Raw genomic sequence first — 21072 nt, forward strand, 5'->3', positions numbered from 1 at the left:
GCTTATTGGTACTTCTGTTTCAAGGCTTCTTCAACTGCCGGCGGTACAAGGCCTGTGATTTTGCCGCCGTATTTGGCTACTTCTTTGACAATGCTTGAGCTGAGGAATGAATATTGGTTACCTGAAATCATGAATAAGGTTTCAATGTTTTCATTCAAAAACCTGTTCATCGAAGTAATCTGCATTTCATATTCGAAATCTGACACAGCTCGCAGCCCTCTGACAATGGCGTTGGCTTCAACTTCAATCGCGTAATCGATGAGCAAACCGCCAAACGAATCCACTTTGACGTTCGGAATGGCGTCTGTCACTTCACTGATCAATGCGATGCGCTCTTCGACCGAGAACAATGGGTTTTTTGAAGAATTATTCATGACCACTACTCTGACTTCATCAAAAATAGCGGCAGCCCGCTTGACGATATCCAAATGGCCCATCGTAATCGGATCAAAACTTCCTGGCACAACTGCAATTTTACTCAAACTTTTCTCCCTCTTCCCCTTGAAAACGGTAAATTGAAATAATGGTATTGCCGTACAGCTCTTTTTTAAAGCGTTCGAAAAATCGGGTGCGGTCATCCAATTCCACATCCCGGTCATGTTCGCAGACCACAATGGCGTCTTCGGTGACTAGGCCAAGCTCTGCGGCTTTATCCATCAAACCGTAAGCCTTTTCCATGTGGTAAGGCGGGTCAAGGAACAACAGCCGGGCTTGGAGCCCGTTTTTCTGCATCGCTTTCAACGCCCGCTCCGCATCTGCCTTGAAGACGTCCGCACGCTCGGCAAGCCTTGTCTTCTCAAGATTCGCGTGGATGGTTTCGATGGCTTTCCGGTCTTTATCGGTAAACGTCACGCGGTCAATGCCGCGGCTCAACGCTTCGATGCCCAGCCCTCCGCTCCCTGCAAAAAGATCCAGAGCGATGCCGCCGTCAAAAAACGGGCCGATCATATTGAAAATGGATTCTTTCACTTTGTCTGTCGTGGGCCTAGTTGTAGTGCCCGGAACCGCTTTCAGCGGAATCCCTTTTACTGATCCTGCTACAACACGCATTTTATCGCCTCTTATTTACTGATTTTCTTATGAAAAGAATGTGCTTAATGGTAAAATGGGTTTTGGAAAGGACGTGGCTTTATGATACAGCGCTTTATCGAATTAGGAGAAGGTTACGGAGATATCTTCGAACTCCGTGAACTTATTACAACAAATTCACACCGTTTCAAACACGGTTTTATATTTGTTTCAGAACAACAAAACGGCAAATCCACATTATCTGTGGCAGCTGCATTTGAACCGACTTCAGAAGGCGGTTTCATGCCAATCTACATTTGCCGGGAAGGCATTCCAGAAAATTCAAAACGCCTTGAAATTTTTGAAGAGGCCGTTAAAACACTGGGCCATAACCCGATTAAGATGGACGTGAAACATTCTTCGGCTTACGGTGAAAAGCGGTTTTATTTTAGCCATTTGATCGCCATTCTGCGATTAAACCATTATATACCGCCGATGCAATAATTACAGGCCGATCTTGTAATCGTATTCTTTAGCCTTGTCCGGCTTAGCGTTTTCGTATTCTGTTTTCAGGAACGGGCGCTGCGATTCAAGCACTAGCTTGACGTAGGGCAATTTTGATAATTTGGTTTTAGTGCTTTCAATAACATCCTGATCCATATACAGCACAACATATTTCAATTTGCGGGAAATAAAATGGACATGCCCGAATTTCCGCAATGATTTTGCTTGCTTTAAATGATGCACATAAACGATGAGGCCTTGGCGATCATGCATAATCATCCCTCTTTTCTTAACTTCTACAATACCATAGGTAAGAAAAAAGCCGCAACTGAGGAAATCCTCGCAGATGGCATGCCCACTGTGCCCGTGCTCATTTAAAAATGACATTCACATACTGGATTCGCTATAATAGCTTTAGTAAAATTTTCAAGGGGGTCTCTTATCCGCATGGGCAAAAAGACAAAAATAGGAATTGCCGCTGTCGCAGTCGGAGCTGCCGCATGGGCCGGCTCTAAGGCAATAGCAACTCCCCAGGTGCGCCCTGGCAAAAAAGTACTTACATCTACAACACCGGCCGTGCTGGCACACCGTGGGGGCAGCGCAATCGCCCCGGAAAACTCGATGGCCGCATTCACCAAATCTGCCGAATTTGGAGTCGATGGATTTGAAATCGACATCCGCCTGACGAAAGACGAAGAAATCATCGTTTTCCATGACGAATTCCTCGACCGCACGACAGACGGAGCCGGCCGCGTCGCCGATTTGACTTTGCCTGAACTGCGCCAGCTAGACCTGGGCTACCGTTTTGCAGATGATAAAGAAAACACCCCTTACCGTGGCAAAGGCGCAACGATTGTTACTTTAAAGGAATTGATCGAAAAATTTCCGGACATGTGGATCAACATCGATATGAAAGATTCTCCAGAGACATATGAAGGAAGTTTGATTCCTTCCAAGCTTTGGCGTTTGATCGATTCGCTTGGCGCACATGACCGTGTGGTTGTCACAAGCTTTTTCGACGAGCAAATTGACCGCTTCAATTTATACGCGCAAAACAGCGTCGCTATCGGTGCTGGTGAAAATGAAGTCCGGAAAGCTTATGCTGCCTTTAATAGCCAGTTTGGCCATTTATACCAGCCAAAAGCGGACGTTTTCCAAATTCCGGTCAAATCTTCGATGTTCCGATTGGATCTGCCGCGTTTCATCGCTTTTCTGTCGAATCTGAACGTTCCCGTGCATTATTGGATAATCGACGATCCGGAAGCCATCAAAACACTGGTCGCAGCTGGCGCGAAAGGCATCATTACAGACCGGCCGGACATTGCAGTGCAAACCATCAAAGACGCTAAAAACAACCAAATCCAATAAAAAAATGTGCAGCGTCTCCGCTGCACATTTTTTCGTAGCTAGGGCTCTAAGCTGAACAAGAACAGCCGCCACCTGTTCCACACCCGCTGCCGCAAGACGAATCGGATGAGAAGAATGGGTTGCTTGAAGGGATTTTTACGGCTTCTGAAACCGAGCGGCCGATGATGAAGCTCACTTGGTCCATCAAATCCTGTAAATCGTTTTCCGCAAATCGCAGCGCAGCGACTTGTTCATTCAAGTCAATGCGCCGTTTGTCGACGCGGATTTGTTTCATCACCCTACTGTATTCGGGGTGGTATTTGCCGAAGCGTTGAACTTCTTCATATTGGTCTTTCAACCTTGCAAAAGCTTGGATTTCATCTGCAAGATTTTTATCATTATACACATCACGGTAGGCTTGGCGATACGTTTCCGCCTGCTCCGATTGTAAAATCAGTTCGCTCAACTCTTCCGCAGAGTCAGTAATTTGAACCCATTCATAAGTCATGAACATATTGAATTCCTCCTCTACATTTCAATAATAGCAGAAATCCCACAACATTCATACATAGCGAAAGGACTGGCCCATGGAAAATCTTACAAATCAACTCCAGCGTATTTTAGATAGCAGCACACCGGAAGACTTAAACATCCTGTCCGACTTTTTGGAGAACTTCGAGAAAAAACAGCATGGTGGATTCAACACTTATTTAAGCGCCAGTTTAAACATGAAACGCGAACCGTCCGTAGATGGCAGTGTCGTTTCCATTCCGAACACTGCTTTTATCCATAATAATATTGCTATACCTCATGGCGGCATTTTGGCGGTTCTTCTGGACACCGCCATGGGTACACTTGCCAACAGCAAATGTGTTGAAGGGATGGCCGCTGTGACAACAAATTTAACAATTCATTATTTGGCTGTGGCGTCGGAAGGCGAGATCAAAGCCGAAGCACGCATGATCCGCCAAGGCCGCCATACGATGGTAGTCGAAGGCAATATATACGAATCCAGCGGCAAGCACATTGCGATCGCAACCGGTTCTTTTTTCCTTGTCCCCGTAGAGAGCTGACTTGCCGTTATTCCGCTTCTGCGGTTTCTTCTGCAGGTTTTAGCATGATCTGGGTATAGTATTTGCCAAACGCACCTACACCAATTTCATCAAAGCGGTCCGATAACAGGGCATTGCGGTGGTCCGGCGAATTAATCCAGCCATGCACTGCTTCAGCTGCGTCAAAATATTGGAACGCTGTATTCTCAGCAGCTTCCTCAAAACCGATTCCGGCATTCTCCAGCCGAACGTTCAAACTTTCCAGTTCGACTTCCTGGCCGGAAGAGAAATTTTTCTTAGCAGTATTCTCGCTATGTGTTTGAGCAAGTTTATTGGCAGCAATATTTTCATCCAGCGGTGCTAATTCGTGGTGGATTCTGTAGACATTGGTCATGTCGATAATCTGTTTAGCGTTCGCAGCATCAATTGATTGCTGTTGGGTTGAGGAAGGCTTGATGACCGGCAGCAAGTCACCCGTGAACATCATGTCATAAGGCTGATGCCTGATAAGCGTTTCTGCATCCATAAACCTCACAGCTTCAAGGATGCGGTCTTCTTCATCGATATAAAGCTGGGCATAGATTTTTTCGAAACGGATAAGCAAGCGCCTGTCCAAATCTTCAGGTCCCAAATTGAATGTAAAAATGCTATCGTCATATTTTACCGATATTTCGTTTTCCACTATTGTAAAGCGGTACAAATCATCAAGCGTCTGGCCAATGGTATACGGCTCTACTTGTGCTGCTGTCCCCGCCGCATAAACTTGTACAATCTCCCCTTCTTTGACGCCGACCATCAAATAGCTGGAATACGACTGGTTATACACCCACCACTCGTAGCCGAATGCAGACGGCTCCATGCGTGAAGGTTCGCCATAATCGTTAAGCCATTCCTCTGCAGACTGGCCGATATACGTCGACAGCCCCTCGGATGGCCGTTCCAGCTCCAATGGATTTTCCACTAAGTCATCGGCAGGAAGCGGGTCTTGTGTGACCGGTGCTTTCAGCAAGTCATTTTCTTCAATGGACGAATCGAAATAAAAGAAGACAATCAAAATAACCGACAGAAAAATCATGATGCGCAATAAGTCCTTCAATCGATCATCTCCTAAATTACTATTTTATATTAAGTTCAACTGGTCATTTTTAATAGTCGATATTCCACAAAACAGCTACGAAGGTATTAACCCAAGGATTGGGGAAATACCTTTGCGACGAAGCACGAAGTGCTGCAACGCTCTTTAATGTCCCGAAGCTAGCGCAGCGTCGCAGGGACAGGGACAGGGACAGGAGCACATGTTTTTGCCGCGGGCTAGCGCCAAGCCTCCTCAGTCGCTGCGCTCTTTGCAGGGTCTCGGCTGTCTCGTCGCTAAGCTGCCCCGAAGGCAAGACATTGGCCGAAGCTAGTGAGGCCATGTCTTTGCGACGAAGCAGCGCAGCGATGCAGGAGCAGTACAGTTTTCTCCGCTGTTTTGCTCCACATCGAGAGATATCTTAGCGGAGGCGCGTCCAAGGGCTAGGCAAGGAGATGGCCAAATGGAATTTGGACCATTTCCTTTGCTTCGAAGCTAGCGCAGCGATGCAGAAGCAGAAGGTCTTTAGCAATGAGACGGGTGTTCTTCCCGGCTCATTACGAGAGCCAAGGAGGTGCCATTTACTTTCGGCAACTCTTTTGCGACGAGCTTGCGCAGGAGCAATCGTCTTTGCTCTACCCAAAGCGTCCAGAGCGGCATTCAATAAGTTACTTCTTTAGTTAACCTTATATAGATAATTATAACAGCCGTCTGTATTCTGACACAATCTAGCCATTGCAACAAGCATTATTTTCATCTATTATTAAAGAAGCGTATAGTCAGTTATGATATTGAGGAGGAGATCCTATGTATTTTGAAAATACAGGACTTGAGGACATTCGAGTAGACTTTGCTCTACTAGACGACATTATGAGAAAACATGGTATGACTAAAGAAGGACAATGGGATTACGAGCGAGTAACTTTCGACCGTAAATTCATGATTCGTGAAGGCACTTTCTACCTTCGGGTATTCGCTTATGCCGTTGAAGGCGACATCGATTCAAATGATGCAATCATGCACGTCATGAAGCCGGTAATTGGCAAGCATTATTATCCGCACGGTGTTGAATATGGAGAAGGCGAGCACTTCCCTGAACATTTGATCAAATCTAGCACTGAAGTGTTAAAAGCGATCAGAACAGATCTTGAAAGCTTTATCATCAAAGCATAATGTGAAACCGCAGTTCTTCATGAACTGCGGTTTTTATTTATCTGATGTCCACTAGAAGGTTTTTAAATGCAACTTGCCTCCCTTTGCCTGGCAAAGAAATAAAGGTTAATTTTTTCAGAAATGACCTACTTGGAAATCGCCATTATTGCTATAATAATATAAGAACTTTTTAGGAGGATTGCTGTGTCTAAGTGGCTCAATAAACGCATATTTACAACTGTGATTGTTATTGCGGTGCTTGTCGTGATTTCCGTATACATATTGCCCATCTCAATTCCGCTCATTATCGCATTGCTGACAGCTATTTTTCTCGAACCGCTCGTCACTTTCGTGCAAAACCGGTTGAAATGGCAACGAAAAACATCCGTTATTACCGTCTTCATTTTTTTTGTACTGGCAGTTTCCGGTATCTTATACTGGACCGTCACACAATTGATTGGGAGGATTATCCAGTTCACTAAAATGGTGCCTGAATACGCCAATTCTTTAACTGAGATGTGGAACGAAGTCCAAAGTTTCTTCCTGCGTTCTACAGAAGATATGCCGGTCGAAGTGGTTTCCTCCATTGAAACGGAATTAGCGAGCTTTTTGGAAGGAATCCGTGATTGGTTTCTGACAATCGTAAACTATGACACGGTTACCAATCTCTTAACAGGGATTCCCACATTTCTCGTTAGTTTCATCGTTTTCTTGATTGCGCTATTCCTCTTCATGCTGGAATTGCTGAACTTGAAAGAATTGCTGTTTAAGCGATTAAAGGAAAGCACTGCCGAAAAAGTCCGGTTCATGGCTGCTCGACTGAACCATGTAATCTTCGGGTTCTTAAAAGCACAGTTTTTGGTGAGCGTTCTCATCTTCATCGTCACGCTCATTGGGCTGCTGATCATCATTCCTGAGTACGCCCTGCCGATGTCGTTGTTCATCTGGCTCATTGATTTCATACCGATTTTGGGTTCGATCATTGTTTTAGCGCCTTGGTTCATTTATCAATTCATCATTGGAAATGTAGTCCTTGGAACGAAATTAGCTATCCTGGCCCTCATACTGCTAGTGATTCGGAGAACTGTCGAACCGAAAGTGATGGGCACGCAAATTGGCCTGTCCCCTCTTGCGACATTGATCGCCATGTACATCGGCCTGCAGCTTTTCGGATTCCTCGGTTTCTTCATCGGCCCACTGATTGTCATCCTGTTCACATCCGCTCGTGAATCAGGAATGATCAAAGTCGATTTCAAAATTTAATCTGTTTAATATAAAAAGCGCTGTCCCAAAAGCCTTGAAATCGGCTTTCCGGGACAGCGCTTTTTTGCAATGATGCATGTACTAGAAATATCCTATTGGGTAATAAATAAAACAGCTTGAGAGGAATCAACGATTTCTCACTAGCTGTTTGTTTTCATCCGCCTAGTATTGCTTTGAATACTGAAGTCGTGTGGCCGCCTTCGTAGATTACATAAAGCAGCATGTAAACCGCCACTCCTGTAATCGCCGTGGAAAACCAGATAACGCTTGTAATCGGACCAATTTTACGGTGCTTGTCCAAACGGTTCTTCAAACCAAGCCAAATTGTATAAAGGCCCATTACCCCGCCAGTTGTTGCCAATGTAATATGGAAAATCAAAAATACAGTGTAGAAAATCTTAAGTTCGTCTGGGCCGCCGAAAGCGGTGTTTCCAACGAATAACGTGCGTGACACATAAATGATGAAGAATGTCAGCGCAGACGCTCCTGCAGCCAGCATAAACTTTTTATGCGCTTTGATTCGGCGTTTACTGATAAGGTACCAGCCGATTGCCACAAGCACTGCGCTTAAAACGATGAAAAACGTACTAATAGTTGGTAATAACGGCAAATTCATTCAATTGATCCCCTTTTGCTTCATTAAGCATTATGTCTGTGCATCGCCATATCTTTCCGGTCCTGCAACACTTGTGCGGTAATTTCATCCACATTATCGTTTTCATTTCGGAGCCACTCGTAGAACACCAGCCATAGGAAGACCGTAAAAACGAGCTCCTGCAAAACCTTCATGATGATGCCGCCTGTACGCTGATCTTCTAAAGCAGACATGGGCGAAAACAATTCCGGCCCTGACAAGTTCAATTGCGACAAAGTCCCTGAAGGCACACATAACGCCATCGCTTGCAGCCAAGCTTCTCCGTCTGTATACGTAGCATAGAATGGGTTGCCGCTGAAAATGATCAATGCACAAGCCGGTGTCATTAGGACGCTGAGTCCAAACAGATAAGCCAATTTTTTCAAGCCGTGGAAACGGTACGTTCCTTCGAGATTGTTGACCACTGGCCACCAATAAAATATAGCAGAAACAAATAAAATAAGATTTGCAAGGGCATGAAGCAAAGTATCCGATTTCACAAAATCGAAAACCAATGGAATGTGGTAGAACGAAAATACCATCCCAAACAAAATCAATGCCAACATCGGTTTCGAAAAGAACTCGAAAATCGGTTTAACAATAGGCAGATTGACGAACGGGCGCCATATCCACGTCGGTATACCCATAATCAATAATGGCGGTATCAGCAACAGCAACAGCGCCATCTGCACCATATGCATGGAGAAAACGATGTGCCCTAGCAGGTCGATTGGTGAACCTTTGATGGCGTACATCAGCAACATGCCGGAAACAAAAAGAATCGCTTCTCTTGGCTTTAAAGATTCGCTGTCTTTAAACTTGCCTCTCCATTTTATCGTAACTAAAAAATAGAATATCGTAATTAATACGAGAATTCCTAAGTAAACCGGACTCCATAAAGCCTGAAATCCAAATATACTGATCGGCATCCCTGTAGACCTCCCTTTTACCTCAAGTACCCCCATTATATAGCCCCAGCCTTGGTATATCAATGAACGAACTATGACAATTGCGAAAAGAAAGGCTGCTGATAGTTTCCAGACAGCAAGAAAAACCCCCTCATCAATGAAGATGAAGGGGTTTAGTATTACCACCAGACAATCGTTACAAAAGTAAGGACCGTGATGAAAGCTACAAATATGCCGCTGAACATAAAGAAGGCAACTGTTCCATGCCCTTTATTGCTCAAATGCATGAAATGATAAAGCTGCAAGACTACTTGGATTGCGGCCAACAATAGAATCGTTGGCACAATCAGGTAAGGCGAGAAGCCCGCGGAAACTGTCGTAAAGGCGATCAATGTCAAGAAAATCATGATCGCGAATGACGTCAATTGGCTGCGCATTTCTTTTGAACGCTGGCGTCTGATGTATTCGTACTCAGTACGTGATCTTGTAGGTGTATGAACGTCGTGTGCCATATTAACCGATCACTCCCATCAAATAGACTACAGTAAAGATAAATACCCATACTACGTCAATAAAATGCCAGTATAATGCGGCTAAATAAAATTTTGGTGCATTGTACGTGTTCAAGCCGCGCTTAGAGTTGCGGAGCATCAATGCGATGAACCAGCTTAAACCGAACAAAACGTGGGCTCCGTGGGTTCCGACCAACGTATAGAATGCTGAACTAAAAGCACTATTCGTATAACCGAAGCCTAAATGGACATAGTGGTTGAACTCATAAATTTCAAGTCCAAGGAATACTAGCCCCAATAGGACTGTAATACCCAACCAAGCCTGCATCGCTTTGAAGTTATAGTTTTTCATGTGATACATTGCATAAACACTTGTCAACGATGAAGTTAAAAGAATCATCGTCATTGCGAAAACCAATGGAAGTTCGAACAAGCCGGATGCGGTGAACTCCATGCCGCTTGGCCCTTTATCTTTAAGCGCCAGGTAAGTAGCGAATAAAGATGCGAACGTTACTGTCTCTGCAGCAAGCAGAAGCCAGAAGCCTACGAATTTATTTTTACCTTCGAGTGTTGCCGTTTCCGGATGATCCGGCCATGTTTGAGGGCTATATCTTTTATTTAGATCCATCTTTATTGCCCCCTTTAGCATCTCTCAGTAATTCTTCTTTTGTGATGTGGAAACCAAGATCATCTTTAAGTGAACGCAGTAGCATTGAACCGAAAGTGATCAATAAACCGATTACTAGGACTGGAAGAGCCCAAGCTTTGTCGTCCATATGGTACATAGCTCCAAAACAAGCTACGAACATACCGAAAGCAATGACGACTGGAATAATTGAACCGTTCGGCATATGGATGTCGCCAAGTGGCTCGGCGTATACCATTCCTTCTTTATTGCCTTCCATTTTCTCGATCCAATATGGGTCAAGACCACGCACCAAAGGAGTTTGGGCGAAGTTATAGAATGGCGGCGGAGATGGAATAGCCCATTCCAACGTTCGGCCGTCGCCCCATGGGTCATTGCCGACGCGCTCGTTTTTAATAGTAGTCAAGATAACGTTGATAACTAGAACAATTACACCGATTGCCATAAACAAAGCACCGAACGAACTGATCATGTTATAAGCATCCCAGCCCTGGTTAGCTCCGAACGTGTAAACACGGCGTGGCATACCCATAAGCCCTAGGAAATGTTGGATGAAGAATGTTAAATGGAACCCAATCAAGAAGAACCAGAATGTCACTTTTCCTAATTTTTCGTTCAGCATCGTTCCGAACATTTTCGGCCAGTATAAATGTGTACCTGCTAGAATCGCAAGAACAACACCACCGACGATAACGTAATGGAAGTGGGCTACGATAAAGTAAGAATCGTGCAATTGGTAATCAAGCGGCGCCATAGCTTGCATGACACCCGTTACTCCACCTGCAACGAACGAAGGAATGAAGGCTATTGCGTATAGCATCGGCGTCGTAAAGCTGATGCTCCCTCCCCAAATCGTAAGAAGCCAGTTGAAGATTTTAACGCCTGTTGGGACCGCAATGATCATTGTCGCTAAAGCGAAAACAGCATTTGCTGTCGGCCCAAGTCCAACTGTGAACATGTGGTGAGCCCATACCATGAAGCCGTAGAAACCAATAAGAATCGTCGCGAACACCAATGCCGTGTAACCGAACAGGCGTTTGCGCGAGAAGATCGCAAAGATTTCAGAGAAGATACCGAAAGCCGGCAAGATCAAGATGTATACTTCAGGGTGACCAAAAATCCAGAATAAGTGTTCCCAGATGATCGTGTTTCCTCCCATTGTTACATCAAAGAAGTTTGCGCCGAATAGGCGATCGAATACCATGAAGAATAGGCCGATTGTCAACGGCGGGAATGCCAGCAAAATCAAAGCGGAAGCGACAAAAGTCGTCCAAGTGAATAGCGGCATTCTCATGTAAGTCATACCCGGAGCGCGCATATTGATGATTGTTACAAGGAAGTTAATCCCTGAAATCAGCGTACCAAATCCGGAAATCGTCAAACCAAGTGTGTAAAAATCAATTCCGTGCCCATTAGAAGCCATAGCCAGTGATGCATAGTTTGTCCAACCAGCATCAGGCGCTCCACCTAGGAACCATGAAAGGTTTAGGAAAATCCCCCCGAAGAAGAATAGCCAAAACCCGAGTGAATTCAAGAACGGAAATGCTACGTCACGTGCACCGATTTGCAAAGGCATAACGGCGTTCATGAAGGCGAGCAATAATGGCATCGAGGCCAAGAAAATCATGGTCGTACCATGCATCGTAATAATTTCGTTATATAGTCCGGCGCTTAAGAAATCGTTTCCGGCTTTCATCAACTGGATTCGGATCAACATCGCTTCGATACCACCGATTACGAAGAATAATCCCCCGGAGATAAAATACAGAATTGCGATTTTCTTATGGTCTACTGTTGTCATGTAGTCCCAAACGGTAGCACCGAAGCCCTTTTTCTGAGCAATAGAACTCACAATGTATACCTCCCTTTTTTTAAAGATCCGACACTTTTACTCTTCAACTGATAAGCTCATCAAGTAAGCAGCAAGTGAATCAAGCTCTTGCTCTGTGAATGGCTCGCCATTGTTCAAAGTTTCCGGTTGCGGCATCAAGTTGCCTGGCTTATATTTTTGTGGATCAGCAATCCAGTTTTTAACTTCTTCTTCATTATGTTCTAAAATTCCAGCTACGCGGTTGCGGTCGCCGAATGTTGCTACGTTCGGACCCTGAGCTCCGCCTTTGCCAACTCCAGAAACTGCGTGGCATCCAATACAACCCGCGCCATCAGCACCGAAAAGTTGTTCGCCTTCTTGAGCAAGCGTCTCTTCCGCTGGTGTCGCTTCCTCTTGCATTGCGGCTACCCATTGATCAAAATCTTCCGGGCTGAGAGATTTAACTTTAAAGTCCATCAATGCGTGTGAAGGGCCGCAAAGCTCAGCACATTTACCGTAGAAAACTCCATCTTCAAGTTCTGAAGATTCTTTGTCGAACGTTAAGTAGAAAGTATTGACGTTTTCAGGGTTAGCGTCCAATTTCCCTCCGATAGAAGGAATCCAAAAAGAGTGTTTAACATCTGCAGCTAGCAAATTGAAGTAAACTCTTTCGCCTGTTGGAACGACTAATTCCTGTGAAGTGACGATGCCTTGTTCTGGGTATTCAAACTCCCACCAGTACAATTTAGCGTTTACATTTACAGTCAGGTTGGTCATGCTTCCATCTTCAGCCGCTACGTCCATTGTTGACGTATCCGCAAGGTCGAATGTGGAGTATACCGTTGGAACAGCGATGATTAAAATCAGCACGATAGGAATAGCTGTCCATAAAAATTCAAGTTTCGCGCTTCCTTCAACTTGCTCAGGAATCACATCTTCGCCAATTTTAGAGCGGCGGAATTTTACGATTGCCAAAACATAGATGATAGTAACAACAAGAATGACAAACGCCATAACGGCTGATGAAAGGATCAACATGTTGAATTGATCGCTTGCTACTTCGCCGGCAGGCAATAATGTGGAGATTTCTTCACGCCCGCATCCTGACAGAAAGACGAGCAAAGCTGTCAACAAAGCGAAAAGACGCCAATTTTTGAGCCCTTTTTTCATAGCTTTTCATACCCCTCTCTCAATTAAATGAATTTGTTTGAAATGCTGGATCTAGACGAAAACAGCGAAGATGATCATCGATACAAATAGGATGGTCATATAGTTCAATGAATAGATGAACATCGTTTTCGCCCATTTCAAATCATCTTTCACTTTGAAGCCTTTGATGGCAAGTGCTAACCATCCAAGATTCAATAATGTCGCTAAGATGATGAAGCTTATTCCGAGATCCATTAACAGGAATGGCAGAGGGAACAGCAGCAAAACCCATGCAAGCATGGATTTCTTAGTGCGGTGAAAACCTTTGACCACTGGCAGCATAGGGATGCCCGCTGCACGGTATTCTTCTGTGCGTTTCATAGCCAATGCATAAAAATGCGGCGGCTGCCAAACGAACATGATCAAGAATAACGCCCAAGCGCCCATGCCGAGAGCCGGTTCAACTGCAGCCCAGCCGATAAGCGGCGGGATGGCTCCCGAAATACTCCCCACTATTGTGTTGCTGACATGCCTTCTCTTTGACCACATCGAATAAAGGACGACGTACGCCAAAATTCCTGCAATCCCTAAAACACCAGCTGATACAGAAGCAGAGAACAAAAATACTTCGCCTAGAACGATGAAAGATGAAGCGAGTGCCAATACAGCAGACGGCTTGAATCTCCCTGTTACAGTCGGACGGGATCTTTTGCTCGCCATCAACGGATCGATATCTGTGTCAATGTAATTATTCATTGCAGCAGAACCAGCAATTATTAATGCTGAGCCGACCAGCGTATAAACGAGGATGTCCAACTCTTGCAGAAAATGCCTGTCGGAAAACTGAAAAGCCAACCACAAACCGGTGAATACAGTTATTAAATTCGAATTTACGATTCCGATTTTTATCAAAGCGAGAAAATCTTTCATAAATGTGGTCGTTTCAGTTGTCTGATGGACTTCTGCAGACAAAGACCGGCCGTTTGACATATAATACCCCCTCCTTTCAAAGTTGTAAGCATATTCCGCTAACCATAACTATATCTAAATTCCAGTCCGTTTTCTACATATAACTGAAATTTCCCGATAAAAGCGATGTATTCATGTAATTTGTCTCAGAAATACGCTCCTCTTATCATACATGAGTATCCACGTTATTTTAAGATAGAAAAAGATTTGTTTTTGAACAGTTTGTGAAGGACAGGCCTATTATGTCCAAATCTTGAAAGTTTCCGCTATCGCTGATTTTCCGTTGTGTTTTCCAATGACTTTCGCTATCATCGAGTATGCAGGCAACGGACATATTATAAAAGTTTTCTATAGAAAAAAGTAGGTGGCATCCTTGCAACAAAGTAAATATATTAAATGGTTTGCGGTGGCGGCTACAGTCGGTATGTTGCTCATTTTGCTGGGCGGCGCTCTTGTCACAAAGACCGACAGCGGAATGGGCTGCGGCCGTTCATGGCCTAGCTGCAACGGTGAACTGATTCCGGCAGAAATCAACGCGGAAGTCCTTATTGAATTTTCCCATCGGCTCGTCACAGGCGCTGTCGGAATTCTGATTCTCGTTCTAGGCGTCTGGTCTTGGATCAAGTACGGCCATATCCGCGAAACGAAGTTCTTAGCAGCTATGGCAGTTTTCTTCCTGATTCTACAGGCATTAATCGGCGCTGCCCAAGTCCTTTGGGGCCAAGGCGATTTCATCTTGGCGCTGCATTTCGGCATCTCGCTCATTTCGTTTGCGTCCGTCTTATTGCTGACACTGCTGATATTTGAGGTGGACCGTAAATTCGATACCGACCGGTTGGCTATCGGCAATAAATTGAAGTTCCACACAATCGCTGTTACATTGTATTCCTACATCGTCGTCTATACAGGCGCGCTTGTGCGCCATACCGAAGCGAGCCTCATTTGTTCTGACTGGCCTCTTTGCCGCAATGACCAGTTCGCTTTGCCGAACAATATGTTTGAATGGGTCCAAATGGGCCACCGAGCTGCGGCCGGATTAATCGTCATTTGGCTGGGCTATATTGCATGGCATGCATTCAAGAATTACAAAGATCAACGCGCGATTTACTGGGGTTGGATCACAGCATTCATCATTGTGTTGCTGCAGGCAACAACAGGCATGCTCGTCGTGCTGACTAAATTGAACCTCGTAGTTGCACTTTTGCATTCGCTGCTGATCTCACTGCTGTTCGGATTGCTTTGCTATATGGTTCTTCTCGTATCCAGAAGCAGAGTCAAAAAATCTTAAAAATTTAAAAAGCGCCGCCGCCCTCCACTGATTTGTGGGGGCGGCGGCGCTTTTTTTGTTCTGTTTAGCTGAGTCCGCCTTTCGGGACAGACTCATTGACATACGTATTAAGCTCTTTCCATTTCAATCAGCAAATCTCCTGTTGAAATGCCTTCACCTGCATTGACATTAATTTCTTTGACAATGCCGTCGAACGGGGCTTGTACAGTCGTTTCCATCTTCATCGCTTCCGTTACAAGCAGATGGTCGCCGCGCTTCACCTTCGCTCCGACTTCCGCCACTACCTTTAAGACAGTACCTGGCATCGTCGCCGCAATATGAGATTCGTTCTTCATGTCCGCTTTCGGACGAGCAAGTGTATCCGCTTCGATTGTCATGTCCTGTATATTGACTTCACGCGGCTGGCCGTTCAGCTCGAAATAGATTGTACGATGGCCGTCTTTTTGAGGTTCGCCGATTGATACCATTTTAATCATCAACGTCTTCCCTTTTTCGATTTCCACTTCTATTTCTTCACCGAGCCTCATGCCATATAGGAAGGTCAATGTGTCCAAGACGGAAACATCTCCGAACTGCTGATTTGTGGCCGTGTATTCATCGAATACTTTTGGATACAGTGCATATGCCAAAACTTCATGGCTCGTAACCGGACGATCCAATTTCTCAAACAGCAATTTTTCAATGCTGTCAAAATCCGCTGGCTCCAGCAATTCGCCCGGACGCACAGTGATCGGCTTCCGTTCTTTCAAAATGACCGCCTGCAGCTCTTTCGGGAATCCGCCATGAGGCTGTCCGATATAGCCTTCAAAGAACTCGATGACCGAATCCGGGAAATCGATTGTTTCTCCACGAGTTAGCACTGTTTCTTCATTTAAATCATTTTGGACCATGAACAAAGCCATGTCCCCGACTACTTTGGAAGATGGTGTAACTTTTACCACATCACCGAACAATAAGTTGACGCGGGAATACATTTCTTTCACTTCTTCCCAGCGCATGCCCAGACCAACCGCTTTTGCCTGTTGCTGTAAGTTGCTGTACTGGCCGCCCGGCATCTCATGGACGTAGATTTCTGAATGCGGGCTGTTCATGCCGCTTTCAAAATCGCCATAGTATTTCCGGACATCTTCCCAATAATGGGACAGTTTTTCGAGTGACTGGACATCGGTTCTCACTTCACGCCCGCTGCCTTTCATTGCGTAATACAATGAATTCGCACTCGGCTGGGAAGTCAGTCCGGCCATTGTTCCAAGAGCCGTATCAACGATATCGACACCCGCTTCGATTGCTTTCGAATACAAGTAAATGCCATTCCCGCTCGTATCGTGCGTATGGAGGTGGATTGGCAATGAAACCGTATCTTTTAATTCTGAAACCAGGCGGTACGCCGCTTCAGGCTTCAACAACCCAGCCATGTCTTTGATCGCCAGAATATGCGCACCTGAAGCTTCTAGCTCTTTTGCCATATCTTTATAGTATTGCACTGTATATTTGTCGCGGCTCGGGTCAAGAATATCGCCTGTGTAACAAATAGCTGCTTCAGCCACTTTACCTGATTGGCGGACTTCATCAATCGCCACTTCCATGCCTTTGATCCAGTTCAAGCTGTCAAAGATACGGAAGACATCGATTCCGGCATCCCCTGATTTGCGGACAAACTCACGGATGACGTTATCCGGATAATTCTTATATCCAACTGCATTCGCACCACGGAATAGCATTTGGAACAATACGTTCGGCACCTGTTCGCGCAATTTGATCAAACGCTGCCATGGATCTTCTTTCAAGAAACGGTATGAAACATCGAATGTTGCCCCGCCCCACATTTCCATCGAGAACAAATCGCTCTGCAAATGCGCTGTTTCTTTGGCGATCGAGAACAGATCGTGTGAGCGGACGCGTGTCGCTAGCAATGACTGATGGGCATCTCGGAATGTCGTATCTGTTAAAAGAACATCTTTTTGTTCATGGATCCACTTCGCCAATCCTTCTGGACCCTGAGCATCAAGAATCTGCTTCGTTCCTGCAGGCGGTGCCGCCGTAAAGTCGACCGCCGGTTTTCGCGGAGACGCATAAATCGGCTTTTTCTTCTTCTCAATTCCTGGAAAGCCGTTGATCGTCACATTGCCAATATAGCTCAACAATTTCGTACCTCGGTCTTTGCGGACCGGGAAGATGAACAATTCAGGGGTCGAATCAATAAAGCTTGTATTAAATTCCCCTTTTAAAAAGTTTGGGTGTTTTACAACATTTTCCAAGAAAGGGATATTTGTTTTTATTCCGCGAATACGGAATTCTTGAAGATTGCGGTCCATTTTAGCGGCTGCATCATTGAATGTCACAGCCCATGTTGATAGTTTCACGAGTAATGAATCATAAAACGGCGTAATGACCGCTCCTTGGAACCCGTTCCCTGCATCCAACCGGACACCGAAACCGCCCCCTGAACGATAAACCATCAATTTTCCGGCGTCGGGCATAAAGTCATTTAACGGATCTTCGGTCGTGACACGGGATTGGATGGCAAAACCGAATAATGGAATATCTTCCTGTAAAGGAATCGCGATTTCCGGGCTGTGAAGACTAAAGCCCATGGCGATTTTAATCTGCGCATGAACGATGTCAATGCCTGTCACCATTTCTGTAATCGTGTGCTCCACTTGGATCCGTGGATTAACTTCGATGAAAAAGAATTCATCGTTTGCCACAAGGAACTCTACCGTTCCAGCATTTATGTAATCGATATTCTTCATCAACTTCACTGCTGCATCGCAAATGCGATTGCGCAGTTCGTTGCTGATGGAATTTGAAGGAGCAATCTCGACTACTTTTTGATGGCGGCGCTGAATTGAACAGTCGCGCTCATACAAATGGACGACGTTGCCTTCTGCATCCCCTAAAATCTGAACTTCAATATGTTTTGGTTTGTCTACGAATTTTTCCACATACATTTCGTCTGAACCGAAAGCAGCTTTTGCTTCTGATTTAGCGCGCTCATATGCTGATGCCAGCTCTTCATGGTTTTTGACGATGCGCATGCCGCGGCCGCCTCCGCCAAGAGATGCTTTAATCATCAATGGGAAGCCTGCTGTTTTACTGAATTCTTCTACTTCCGCCAAAGATTCCACAGGGCCGTCTGTACCCGGAATAACCGGTATGCCAGCTGCAATCGCCTGATCGCGGGCTTTTACTTTGTCCCCGAACATGTCCAAATGACGAGAAGTCGGGCCGATGAAAATGATTCCTTCTTCTTCGCACCTGCGTGCAAAGTGAACGTTCTCCGATAAAAAACCATATCCTGGGTGAACCGCATCTACTTCTGAATCTTTTGCGATGCGGATGATGTCTTCAATATCCAGGTAAGCGTCGATTGGCTTCTTGCCTTTGCCGACCAAATAAGATTCATCTGCTTTATAACGATGGAACGAACCGCTGTCTTCCTGCGAATAAATCGCAACTGTTCGAAGTTTCAGTTCTGTACACGCGCGGAAAACCCGTATAGCGATTTCTCCGCGATTGGCTACTAAGATTTTGTTAATAGTCTTCACACCGCAGCACACCCTTTACTTTTTGGATTTTTCAAATCTGTGGAACATGGAGACATTCATCAATACTCCCATAGCTAACGATAACAAAATTACGGACGTTCCGCCATAGCTGATAAATGGCAAAGTGACACCGGTAAGCGGAATCAGACCGGTCATACCTCCTAAATTGACGAATGCTTGGATGCCGATCATGCTTGAGACTCCAGTTGCCAGCATTCTGGCAAGAGGATCTTTCGTCGTCATCGCTATCGATAAACCTCGCAATACGATAAATGCCAAGCCGCCCAGTACAAAAAGTACGCCAAAGACGCCGAGTTCTTCTGCAATGACTGACATGATGAAATCAGTATGGGGTTCAGGCAGGTATCCGAGTTTCTGAATGGATTGTCCAAGGCCGAGTCCACTGAGGCCCCCTGAACCGATTGCCAGGTAGCCATTAACTATTTGCAAGCCAAAACCGAGCTCATCGGAAAATGGATTAAAGAAGGCATCCAGCCGCCCGAGTCGTTTTTCCGTGAAGATCATATCTGATGCGAAAATCATGATCGGCAAGATGAATACAGCGGATGCTCCGACAACGAGTGCCGCTAGCCGCGCAAAGAATTTGAAACGGATGCCGCTTGCTGCCATGACGGATAGGCCGACAGCACCGATGATCATCATTGAACCAAGATCCGGTTCGAGAAACACCGACAATAATACGAGTGTCAGAATAATTACTGGCGGCGCAACGGATTCGTTTATTTTATTGATGTTGCCATTTTTGTACTTGTTTGCAAAAACACCTGATAGATAGAAAATGATGCCGACCTTCGCCACTTCGGACGGTTGGATATTTGCAAAACCAAGGTTGATCCAGCTTTGCGCCCCGCCTGCTGCGTAGCCAACGAAATGGACCAGTACCAAACCGAGAAAGATGACCGCAAGTATGGTCATGAGCATCCATTTTTTACTGAAATGCTTATACGGGAATAGCGCTGCTACTGCAAAAACGGGAAACGCCAAAGACAAATTGATCAATTGCTGTATGTAGAAACGATCCGGGTCATCACCGTAATAATTGACCGACCATGCCATGCTAGCGCTGTAAATCATCACCAGACCGAACAAGGTTAAAGCTATGTATACAAAGAATAAGGGATAGTCGAAGTTTTTTGCGTATCTTTTGATGTATTGTTTCATGTTTTAAGACCTCTTTTTTCTGGATTAGTAAAAAAACTCAAACAAAAGTCGTTTGAGTTTTAAGTCATTTATTTGTGTACGCATCGTGGAGAATCGAGAGTTTCTTCTCCAGCGTATCCATTAGGTTTTTGCCAGTTTCGCGGTCAATAAGCCCGAGTTTGACAGCAAAATCGATTTCCCGCGACAAGCCGAACATTTGCGTGTCAAGCACTTCTTCATATAATGGGCAGGAAGGCAAAGTCAGGTTGTCCATTTGGACTTTTATCAAATGCTCTATTTTTTCAGCATCGGCCCTTAGGAGATCCAATGCCTTCAATTGGTAAGTTTGTTCTTCTGTATTTTCCATGAGGACTCCCCCATTAATTGATATTTATCTCTATTAACCTGTTTAAAGTGTATCTTTTCACAGGTGAAATTGCAAGCCTCTTTCCCGTGTGGAATTAATCCCTTTAGGATTTTGCCAGGAAACGGTATACTGATAAAAGAGTTATATTTAATGGAGGTTTTCAGGATGGAATTTATTGTACCTTTTAAAGGAGAAGTTAAATTCAAATTGACTCTGGATCCTACGGTCTGGATTTTTGATGACCGCAAGCTCAATTTGGAAACCTACTTTACGGAAGAACATTTTGAAAAAGACGAATTAGAAGAATACAAACGCGGCATGGGTGAACACTGGTCGCGTGAAATCATGGAAGGCGCAACCGTACCTCCCACTTTGAATTCAGAGAAGAAATACAAAAAACAAGAAAAGAAAGAAATGCTGACAGGCACTTTCGGCATGAAATTCGCTCCGTTTTTGAAAAATGCAGAACCGGAAGCCGGCGCTAGCACTGTCGTATTTGAAACTGCGAATGGCGAGCACGCATTTCCAATCGCAGAAGCGCAAGAGCTGATCTTCAAGTTCAGCGAAAAAGGCAAGCCTTTGAAAGAAGACGGCCCTGTCCATGTGCTGCTTCCGGACGGCGCCAACCAAGACAACCCCATTACGGACATCTTAGCGATCCGGGTCGAATAGGAGGATTTAC

The 21072-nt window shown here is 45.1% G+C and carries 22 protein-coding genes; 7 read left to right on the top strand and 15 right to left on the bottom strand.

The features are described from left to right. Nucleotides 1–2: 2 nt before the first annotated feature. Both coaD and rsmD read right to left on the bottom strand, forming a co-directional pair. Nucleotides 3–482 carry a pantetheine-phosphate adenylyltransferase gene (gene coaD / locus AC4EHB_RS05290; protein ID WP_490974544.1) on the bottom strand — a complete coding sequence of 160 codons (480 nt, stop codon included), beginning with the start codon at nt 480–482 and terminating at the stop codon, nt 3–5. Then, complete coding sequence (gene rsmD, locus AC4EHB_RS05295) at nt 475–1050, bottom strand: 16S rRNA (guanine(966)-N(2))-methyltransferase RsmD (RefSeq protein ID WP_490974545.1); 576 nt, start codon at nt 1048–1050, stop codon at nt 475–477. The genes coaD and rsmD overlap by 8 nt, the downstream gene beginning before the upstream one ends. An 81-nt stretch (nt 1051–1131) precedes the next feature. Between rsmD and AC4EHB_RS05300 the strand changes: the two genes are divergently transcribed. Beyond that, nucleotides 1132–1512: a DUF7147 family protein gene (locus AC4EHB_RS05300; protein WP_490974546.1), complete on the top strand. Its 381-nt coding sequence runs from the start codon at nt 1132–1134 to the stop codon at nt 1510–1512. On the opposite strand, the gene AC4EHB_RS05305 is transcribed toward AC4EHB_RS05300, so the two are convergent. Continuing rightward, entirely contained in the window at nt 1513–1785 is a 273-nt protein-coding gene (locus tag AC4EHB_RS05305) for a YlbG family protein (RefSeq protein WP_135500235.1), read from the bottom strand. A 174-nt stretch (nt 1786–1959) separates the two neighbouring features. Between AC4EHB_RS05305 and AC4EHB_RS05310 the strand changes: the two genes are divergently transcribed. Next, complete coding sequence (locus tag AC4EHB_RS05310; RefSeq protein WP_490980859.1) at nt 1960–2880, top strand: glycerophosphodiester phosphodiesterase family protein; 921 nt, start codon at nt 1960–1962, stop codon at nt 2878–2880. A gap of 46 nt (nt 2881–2926) precedes the next feature. On the opposite strand, the gene AC4EHB_RS05315 is transcribed toward AC4EHB_RS05310, so the two are convergent. After that, nucleotides 2927–3373 (bottom strand): YlbF/YmcA family competence regulator, encoded by a 447-nt coding sequence (locus tag AC4EHB_RS05315; protein WP_135500237.1) that lies wholly within the window; start codon nt 3371–3373, stop codon nt 2927–2929. A gap of 73 nt (nt 3374–3446) precedes the next feature. Between AC4EHB_RS05315 and AC4EHB_RS05320 the strand changes: the two genes are divergently transcribed. Further along, nucleotides 3447–3932, top strand: a complete 486-nt coding sequence (locus AC4EHB_RS05320) for a PaaI family thioesterase (protein ID WP_490980860.1) — start codon at nt 3447–3449, stop codon at nt 3930–3932. Between the two features lie 7 nt (nt 3933–3939). Here AC4EHB_RS05320 and AC4EHB_RS05325 read toward each other — a convergent pair whose 3' ends face one another. Next, entirely contained in the window at nt 3940–5007 is a 1068-nt protein-coding gene (locus tag AC4EHB_RS05325; RefSeq protein ID WP_490974549.1) for a CAP domain-containing protein, read from the bottom strand. A gap of 783 nt (nt 5008–5790) precedes the next feature. Between AC4EHB_RS05325 and AC4EHB_RS05330 the strand changes: the two genes are divergently transcribed. Together AC4EHB_RS05330 and ytvI are read left to right on the top strand one after the other, a co-directional pair. Beyond that, nucleotides 5791–6156, top strand: a complete 366-nt coding sequence (locus AC4EHB_RS05330; RefSeq protein ID WP_490974550.1) for a YugN family protein — start codon at nt 5791–5793, stop codon at nt 6154–6156. Nucleotides 6157–6339: 183 nt separating this feature from the next. Further along, on the top strand, nt 6340–7398 hold the full coding sequence (gene ytvI, locus AC4EHB_RS05335; RefSeq protein ID WP_490974551.1) for a sporulation integral membrane protein YtvI: 1059 nt from the start codon (nt 6340–6342) through the stop codon (nt 7396–7398). 154 nt (nt 7399–7552) lie between these two features. Here ytvI and AC4EHB_RS05340 read toward each other — a convergent pair whose 3' ends face one another. The 7 genes from AC4EHB_RS05340 to cyoE all read right to left on the bottom strand — a co-directional run bounded on the left by AC4EHB_RS05340 (nt 7553) and on the right by cyoE (nt 14047). Then, complete coding sequence (locus tag AC4EHB_RS05340; protein ID WP_490974552.1) at nt 7553–8014, bottom strand: DUF420 domain-containing protein; 462 nt, start codon at nt 8012–8014, stop codon at nt 7553–7555. A 23-nt stretch (nt 8015–8037) separates the two neighbouring features. Continuing rightward, complete coding sequence (gene ctaG / locus AC4EHB_RS05345) at nt 8038–8961, bottom strand: cytochrome c oxidase assembly factor CtaG (RefSeq protein ID WP_490974553.1); 924 nt, start codon at nt 8959–8961, stop codon at nt 8038–8040. 158 nt (nt 8962–9119) lie between these two features. After that, nucleotides 9120–9452, bottom strand: coding sequence for a cytochrome c oxidase subunit IVB (ctaF, locus tag AC4EHB_RS05350; RefSeq protein ID WP_490974554.1), 333 nt, complete (start codon nt 9450–9452; stop codon nt 9120–9122). A gap of 1 nt (nt 9453) precedes the next feature. After that, nucleotides 9454–10080 (bottom strand): cytochrome c oxidase subunit 3, encoded by a 627-nt coding sequence (locus tag AC4EHB_RS05355; RefSeq protein ID WP_490974555.1) that lies wholly within the window; start codon nt 10078–10080, stop codon nt 9454–9456. Next, the gene (locus AC4EHB_RS05360) at nt 10067–11950 is read right to left on the bottom strand and encodes a cytochrome c oxidase subunit I (protein WP_490974556.1); all 1884 of its coding nucleotides are present in this window, start codon (nt 11948–11950) and stop codon (nt 10067–10069) included. The genes AC4EHB_RS05355 and AC4EHB_RS05360 overlap by 14 nt, the downstream gene beginning before the upstream one ends. A 36-nt stretch (nt 11951–11986) precedes the next feature. Continuing rightward, nucleotides 11987–13078, bottom strand: a complete 1092-nt coding sequence (gene coxB / locus AC4EHB_RS05365; protein WP_490974557.1) for a cytochrome c oxidase subunit II — start codon at nt 13076–13078, stop codon at nt 11987–11989. 51 nt (nt 13079–13129) lie between these two features. Next, complete coding sequence (gene cyoE, locus AC4EHB_RS05370; RefSeq protein ID WP_490974558.1) at nt 13130–14047, bottom strand: heme o synthase; 918 nt, start codon at nt 14045–14047, stop codon at nt 13130–13132. 403 nt (nt 14048–14450) lie between these two features. Between cyoE and AC4EHB_RS05375 the strand changes: the two genes are divergently transcribed. Continuing rightward, nucleotides 14451–15314: a COX15/CtaA family protein gene (locus AC4EHB_RS05375; RefSeq protein WP_490975622.1), complete on the top strand. Its 864-nt coding sequence runs from the start codon at nt 14451–14453 to the stop codon at nt 15312–15314. 107 nt (nt 15315–15421) lie between these two features. Here AC4EHB_RS05375 and pyc read toward each other — a convergent pair whose 3' ends face one another. The 3 genes from pyc to AC4EHB_RS05390 all read right to left on the bottom strand — a co-directional run bounded on the left by pyc (nt 15422) and on the right by AC4EHB_RS05390 (nt 20390). Further along, nucleotides 15422–18862, bottom strand: coding sequence for a pyruvate carboxylase (gene pyc / locus AC4EHB_RS05380; protein ID WP_490980861.1), 3441 nt, complete (start codon nt 18860–18862; stop codon nt 15422–15424). Between the two features lie 15 nt (nt 18863–18877). Further along, nucleotides 18878–20044, bottom strand: a complete 1167-nt coding sequence (locus AC4EHB_RS05385) for an FtsW/RodA/SpoVE family cell cycle protein (RefSeq protein WP_490974560.1) — start codon at nt 20042–20044, stop codon at nt 18878–18880. Nucleotides 20045–20108: 64 nt separating this feature from the next. Then, on the bottom strand, nt 20109–20390 hold the full coding sequence (locus AC4EHB_RS05390) for an Fpa/YlaN family protein (protein WP_135500252.1): 282 nt from the start codon (nt 20388–20390) through the stop codon (nt 20109–20111). A 165-nt stretch (nt 20391–20555) separates the two neighbouring features. On the opposite strand from AC4EHB_RS05390, the gene AC4EHB_RS05395 reads away from it, so the two are divergent. Then, nucleotides 20556–21062: a peptidyl-prolyl cis-trans isomerase gene (locus AC4EHB_RS05395; RefSeq protein WP_490980862.1), complete on the top strand. Its 507-nt coding sequence runs from the start codon at nt 20556–20558 to the stop codon at nt 21060–21062. The last annotated feature ends 10 nt before the right edge of the window (nt 21063–21072 follow it).

This window comes from Planococcus sp. TJ-302 (genome assembly GCF_058268455.1).

Bases quoted from the DNA above. Each gene is read 5' to 3' on its own strand.
- rsmD (WP_490974545.1), bottom strand. From the start codon at position 1,050: ATGCGTGTTGTAGCAGGATCAGTAAAAGGGATTCCGCTGAAAGCGGTT.
- AC4EHB_RS05300 (WP_490974546.1), top strand. From the start codon at position 1,132: ATGATACAGCGCTTTATCGAATTAGGAGAAGGTTACGGAGATATCTTC.
- AC4EHB_RS05305 (WP_135500235.1), bottom strand. From the start codon at position 1,785: ATGCATGATCGCCAAGGCCTCATCGTTTATGTGCATCATTTAAAGCAA.
- AC4EHB_RS05310 (WP_490980859.1), top strand. From the start codon at position 1,960: ATGGGCAAAAAGACAAAAATAGGAATTGCCGCTGTCGCAGTCGGAGCT.
- AC4EHB_RS05315 (WP_135500237.1), bottom strand. From the start codon at position 3,373: ATGTTCATGACTTATGAATGGGTTCAAATTACTGACTCTGCGGAAGAG.
- AC4EHB_RS05320 (WP_490980860.1), top strand. From the start codon at position 3,447: ATGGAAAATCTTACAAATCAACTCCAGCGTATTTTAGATAGCAGCACA.
- AC4EHB_RS05330 (WP_490974550.1), top strand. From the start codon at position 5,791: ATGTATTTTGAAAATACAGGACTTGAGGACATTCGAGTAGACTTTGCT.
- AC4EHB_RS05340 (WP_490974552.1), bottom strand. From the start codon at position 8,014: ATGAATTTGCCGTTATTACCAACTATTAGTACGTTTTTCATCGTTTTA.
- ctaG (WP_490974553.1), bottom strand. From the start codon at position 8,961: ATGCCGATCAGTATATTTGGATTTCAGGCTTTATGGAGTCCGGTTTAC.
- ctaF (WP_490974554.1), bottom strand. From the start codon at position 9,452: ATGGCACACGACGTTCATACACCTACAAGATCACGTACTGAGTACGAA.
- AC4EHB_RS05355 (WP_490974555.1), bottom strand. From the start codon at position 10,080: ATGGATCTAAATAAAAGATATAGCCCTCAAACATGGCCGGATCATCCG.
- coxB (WP_490974557.1), bottom strand. From the start codon at position 13,078: ATGAAAAAAGGGCTCAAAAATTGGCGTCTTTTCGCTTTGTTGACAGCT.
- cyoE (WP_490974558.1), bottom strand. From the start codon at position 14,047: ATGTCAAACGGCCGGTCTTTGTCTGCAGAAGTCCATCAGACAACTGAA.
- AC4EHB_RS05375 (WP_490975622.1), top strand. From the start codon at position 14,451: ATGTTGCTCATTTTGCTGGGCGGCGCTCTTGTCACAAAGACCGACAGC.
- AC4EHB_RS05385 (WP_490974560.1), bottom strand. From the start codon at position 20,044: ATGAAACAATACATCAAAAGATACGCAAAAAACTTCGACTATCCCTTA.
- AC4EHB_RS05390 (WP_135500252.1), bottom strand. From the start codon at position 20,390: ATGGAAAATACAGAAGAACAAACTTACCAATTGAAGGCATTGGATCTC.
- AC4EHB_RS05395 (WP_490980862.1), top strand. From the start codon at position 20,556: ATGGAATTTATTGTACCTTTTAAAGGAGAAGTTAAATTCAAATTGACT.